Origin of the sequence: Streptomyces sp. SM1, assembly GCF_002910825.1 — a bacterium.
Classification (GTDB): Bacteria; Actinomycetota; Actinomycetes; order Streptomycetales; family Streptomycetaceae; genus Streptomyces; species Streptomyces okerensis.
This window is the reverse complement of sequence record NZ_NEUB01000604.1, coordinates 1-4,084: the sequence shown is the minus strand read 5'-3', so window position 1 is coordinate 4,084 and position 4,084 is coordinate 1. Positions and strand designations below refer to the sequence as shown.

The window sequence follows — 4,084 nt, the reverse complement described above, 5'->3', positions numbered from 1 at the left end:
CTGCCGGGGCTGCCGGTTCCGGCCCGGTCTCGGTCCGCTCTCTCCCTCACCCGGGCCCCGGGTGTTCCCGGGTGCTGGGGATACGTTGGACTCGGCACACGGACGCGGCGGCCGGGCCCCGGAGGGCGTCAGGACCGCGGTCCCCCGGCATGATGTTGCCTGGCGGCCCGCTTTCCGGCCGCGATGTCCTGCCTGGCGAGCCGAAAGAGAGACATGAGCAGCAAGGTCATGAAGGTCGAAGGGCCTGCAGGAAGCGCGGGGTGACGCGATGCATATTGTCATCATGGGCTGCGGAAGGGTGGGTTCCGCCTTGGCCCAGGCCATGGAGGAACAGGGTCACACGGTCGCCGTGATCGACCGTGACCCCACCGCCTTCCGCCGGCTGGGCTCCTCGTTCGGCGGCCGCCGGGTCACCGGCATCGGCTTCGACCAGGACACCCTGCGTGAGGCCGGCATCGAGGACGCGGGTGCCTTCGCCGCCGTCTCCAGCGGCGACAACTCCAACATCATCGCCGCGCGGGTGGCCCGGGAGATGTTCGACATCGAGAACGTCGCCGCCCGCATCTACGACCCCCGCCGCGCGGAGGTGTACCAGCGTCTGGGCATCCCGACCGTGGCGACCGTGCGCTGGACGGCCGACCAGATGCTGCGCCGGCTGCTCCCCTCGGGCGCCGAGCCCTTGTGGCGCGATCCCACCGGCGGTGTCCAGCTCGCCGAGGTGCACACCTCGACGGCCTGGGTGGGGCACCGGATCAGCAGACTGCAGGACGCGACGGGCGTACGGGTGGCCTTCCTGACCCGGCTCGGCGAGGCGATCCTGCCCAGTTCGCAGACGGTGTTGCAGGAGGGGGACCTGGTGCACGTGATGATGCGCACCGATGAGATCGACCGGGTCGAGGCGGCGTTCGCCAAGGGTCCCGCCGAGGAGGGCGGTCACTGATGAGGGTCGCCATTGCCGGAGCCGGCGCCGTCGGCCGCTCGATCGCGGGCGAGCTGCTGGAGAACGGCCACGAGGTCCTGCTGATCGACAAGGCCCCGACCGCCATCTCGGTCGAGCGGGTGCCGCAGGCGGAGTGGCTGCTGGCCGACGCCTGCGAGATCACGTCCCTGGACGAGGCGGCGCTCCAGCGCTGCAACGTCGTCATCGCCGCGACCGGCGACGACAAGGTCAACCTGGTCGTCTCACTGCTCGCCAAGACCGAGTACGGCGTTCCGCGCGTCGTCGCCCGGGTGAACAACCCGAAGAACGAGTGGCTGTTCAACGAGTCCTGGGGCGTGGACGTCGCCGTCTCCACCCCGCGGCTGATGTCGGCCCTGGTGGAGGAGGCGGTCAGCGTCGGCGACCTGGTCCGGCTGCTGCGCTTCAGCCACGGTGACGCCAACCTGGTGGAACTGACCCTCCCGGAGGAGTCGGCGCTGGCCGGCACCCAGGTCGGGGACGTCGAGTGGCCGCAGGACACCTCGCTGGTGACCATCATCCGCGGCACGCGCGTGCTGACGCCGACGCGGGAGGACTCCCTGGAGGCGGGCGACGAGCTGCTCTTCGTGGCCGCCCAGGCCCGCGAGGAGCAGCTCGAGGACCTGCTCTCGGTCCGCAAGCAGGCGTAGAACCCCGTACGACCCCGCAGGGCCCCGCACGGAGTCGCGGAAGCCGGTGGGTGAGGAGACACACCAGTGGGGGGCGCCCGGACAACTTCGGGCGCCCCCCACTTCTCGTACGGGCCGGGGACCCGCGACCTCTCGTACGGGCTAGGACTCGCGGCGGTGGCGGCCGGCCGTGGTCGCCCCGCCGTCGTCCTGCGCGGCGGCCGCCTTGCGCTCCTCCGCCTCGCGTTCCTCCGCCTCCATCTCGGCGAAGACATCGATCGGCGGCGGCGCCTTCGCCAGGAACACCCAGGTCAGATAGACGGCCAGCAGGAACGGCGGGATCTTCAGCGCGACCAGCACCCAGCCCAGCTGGGTCGTGTCCGCCCACCAGTACAGCGGGAACAGGATCGCGCTCTTGGCGAGCAGGATCAGTCCCCAGGCCCAACTGGCCTTGGTATAGGCCTTCTTGCGTCCGGGGTTGCGGGTGCGCCAGGAGAGGTTCTCCCGGAAGACAGGGCCCAGCATCAGACCGATCAGCGGGACGCCCGCCATCGACGTCACGATGTACGCCAACGCCAGGCCCACCGTGTAGAGCATGCCGGGGAGATAGAAGTCCTTGGCGTTGCCGGTCATCATCGCGAAGACCACACCGAAGGCCACGCCGAAGACGCCGCTGAAGGCGTGCTTGACGGTGTCCTTGCGCACCAGCCGGACCACGACCATCACCAGCGCCACGGCGAGCGCCGCGATCGCCGACATGTGGAGGTTCTTGTTGATCGTGTAGATGCTGACGAAGAGGAGCCCGGGCAGCACCGTCTCGACCATGCCCCGCACCCCGCCGAACGCCTCGAACAGGGCGGCCTCCGTCACCGCCCGGGCGTCGTCCGCGGATGTGTCTTCGGTTGTCGGCTTGTCGAGCGACGTCACCGGCTACTCCCGTCCGAGGGGTCTCAGTTCGTATTTCGGATTGAACAGCACCCGGCGGCCCCGGCTCATGGAGATCCGGCCCGATGCGATCAGCTTGCGCCCTGGCTCGATCCCGACGATGGAGCGCCGGCCGAGCCACACCACGTCCAGCGCGGCGGAGCCGTCGAACAGCTCGGCCTCGAGGGCCGGAACTCCCGCGCGCGGCCGCAGCGTGACCGTGCGCAAGGTACCAGTAACGGTGACGATCTGCCGGTCACGGCATTCGCCTATCCGCGTACAGCCGGCGGTCTCGGCGTCCTCACGCAGCTCCTCGGACTCCAGGTCCTCCTGAGACGAGGAGAGCCGGTCGAGCATGCGCCGGAACCGGCCTGCCGGCTTCTCGGAACGAGGAACAGCACTCATATCTGAAGCGTACCGGGGTGCACTGACGGTTACGTACCCCCTGCTTCCCCGGTCCGAACCGGCCACCGCCGGGCGCCCGGAGCGGAACGCGCCTGACCTTCACTTCTCGAAGCGGTATCCCATCCCCGGCTCGGTGATGAGGTGCCGCGGATGTGACGGATCCGCCTCCAGTTTCCGCCGCAGCTGCGCCATGTAGACGCGGAGGTAGTTGGTCTCCGTCCCGTACGACGGGCCCCACACCTCCCGCAGCAGCTGCTTCTGCGCCACCAGCCGGCCGCCGGCCCGCACCAGCACCTCCAGCAGATGCCATTCGGTGGGTGTGAGCCGTACGTCCCTGCCGTCGCGGTTGACCTTCTTGGCGGCCAGGTCGACGGTGAACCCGGCGGTCTCCACCACCGCGTCTCCCCCGTCACCGGCGGGCTCCGCACGGCGTACGGCGGCGCGCAGCCTGGCCAGCAGTTCGTCCATGCCGAAGGGCTTGGTGACGTAGTCGTCGGCGCCCGCGTCCAGGGCCTGGACCTTCTCGTCGGAGGCGTGCCGCGCGGAGAGCACCAGGACCGGGACGCGGGTCCAGGCGCGCAGCCGCCCGATCACCTCGACGCCGTCCATGTCGGGCAGGCCCAGGTCGAGGACGACCACGTCGGGATGGTGCGCGGCGGCCGCGCGGAGGGCGGTGGCGCCGTCCTGCGCGGAATCGACCTCGTAGGAGCGGGCCTTGAGGTTGATCACGAGGGCGCGCACGATGGCCGGGTCGTCGTCGACCACCAGCACACGGGTCATGAGGACTGCCTTTCCGGTTCTGCGGATGACGCGGGATCTACGGGGTCAGGGGTTTCTGCGCGTTCTGTGCGTTCTGTGCGTTCTGCGCGTTCCGTGGGTGAGGCGTTGCCGGCGAGGAAGGAGAGGATCTCCGACTCGGCGCGCAGCCGGGCCGCCTGGTGGGTGCGCCGGGCGGCGAGGTCGACCACGGACGCCACCGACGCACCGACCGCGATGAAGATCACGATGGCGATGATGCTCTTCGGGTTGGCGATGGTCCAGGTGTACAGGGGCGGGGTGTGGAAGTAGTTGAGCAGCAGGGAGCCGGCCGCCGCCGAGGCGAGGGCCGGCAGCAGCCCGCCGAGCAGGGCGGTCGCCACCGTCAGTGTCAGGAACAGCAGCATGTTGT

Annotated in this window: 5 protein-coding genes and 1 pseudogene; 2 read left to right on the top strand and 4 right to left on the bottom strand. The window is 70.0% G+C overall.

Translation table 11 applies throughout. The features are described 5' to 3' along the window. Positions 1-268: 268 nt before the first annotated feature. On the top strand, positions 269-940 hold the full coding sequence (locus B9S61_RS14905) for a TrkA family potassium uptake protein (protein WP_103542690.1): 672 nt from the start codon (positions 269-271) through the stop codon (positions 938-940). Beyond that, positions 940-1,608 (top strand): TrkA family potassium uptake protein, encoded by a 669-nt coding sequence (locus B9S61_RS14900; RefSeq protein ID WP_024885580.1) that lies wholly within the window; start codon positions 940-942, stop codon positions 1,606-1,608. Before B9S61_RS14905 ends, B9S61_RS14900 begins: the two co-directional genes overlap by 1 nt. A gap of 141 nt (positions 1,609-1,749) precedes the next feature. Here the strand turns inward: B9S61_RS14900 and B9S61_RS14895 are convergent, their stop codons facing one another. The 4 genes and pseudogenes from B9S61_RS14895 to B9S61_RS14880 all read right to left on the bottom strand — a co-directional run. Continuing rightward, on the bottom strand, positions 1,750-2,514 hold the full coding sequence (locus tag B9S61_RS14895; protein WP_103542689.1) for a DUF3159 domain-containing protein: 765 nt from the start codon (positions 2,512-2,514) through the stop codon (positions 1,750-1,752). A gap of 3 nt (positions 2,515-2,517) precedes the next feature. Beyond that, entirely contained in the window at positions 2,518-2,916 is a 399-nt protein-coding gene (locus B9S61_RS14890; protein WP_103542688.1) for an OB-fold nucleic acid binding domain-containing protein, read from the bottom strand. A 99-nt stretch (positions 2,917-3,015) separates the two neighbouring features. After that, positions 3,016-3,696, bottom strand: a complete 681-nt coding sequence (locus B9S61_RS14885) for a response regulator (RefSeq protein ID WP_103542687.1) — start codon at positions 3,694-3,696, stop codon at positions 3,016-3,018. Positions 3,697-3,800: 104 nt separating this feature from the next. After that, positions 3,801-4,084 (bottom strand): annotated as a pseudogene (locus B9S61_RS14880) (DUF4118 domain-containing protein); the annotation flags it as partial.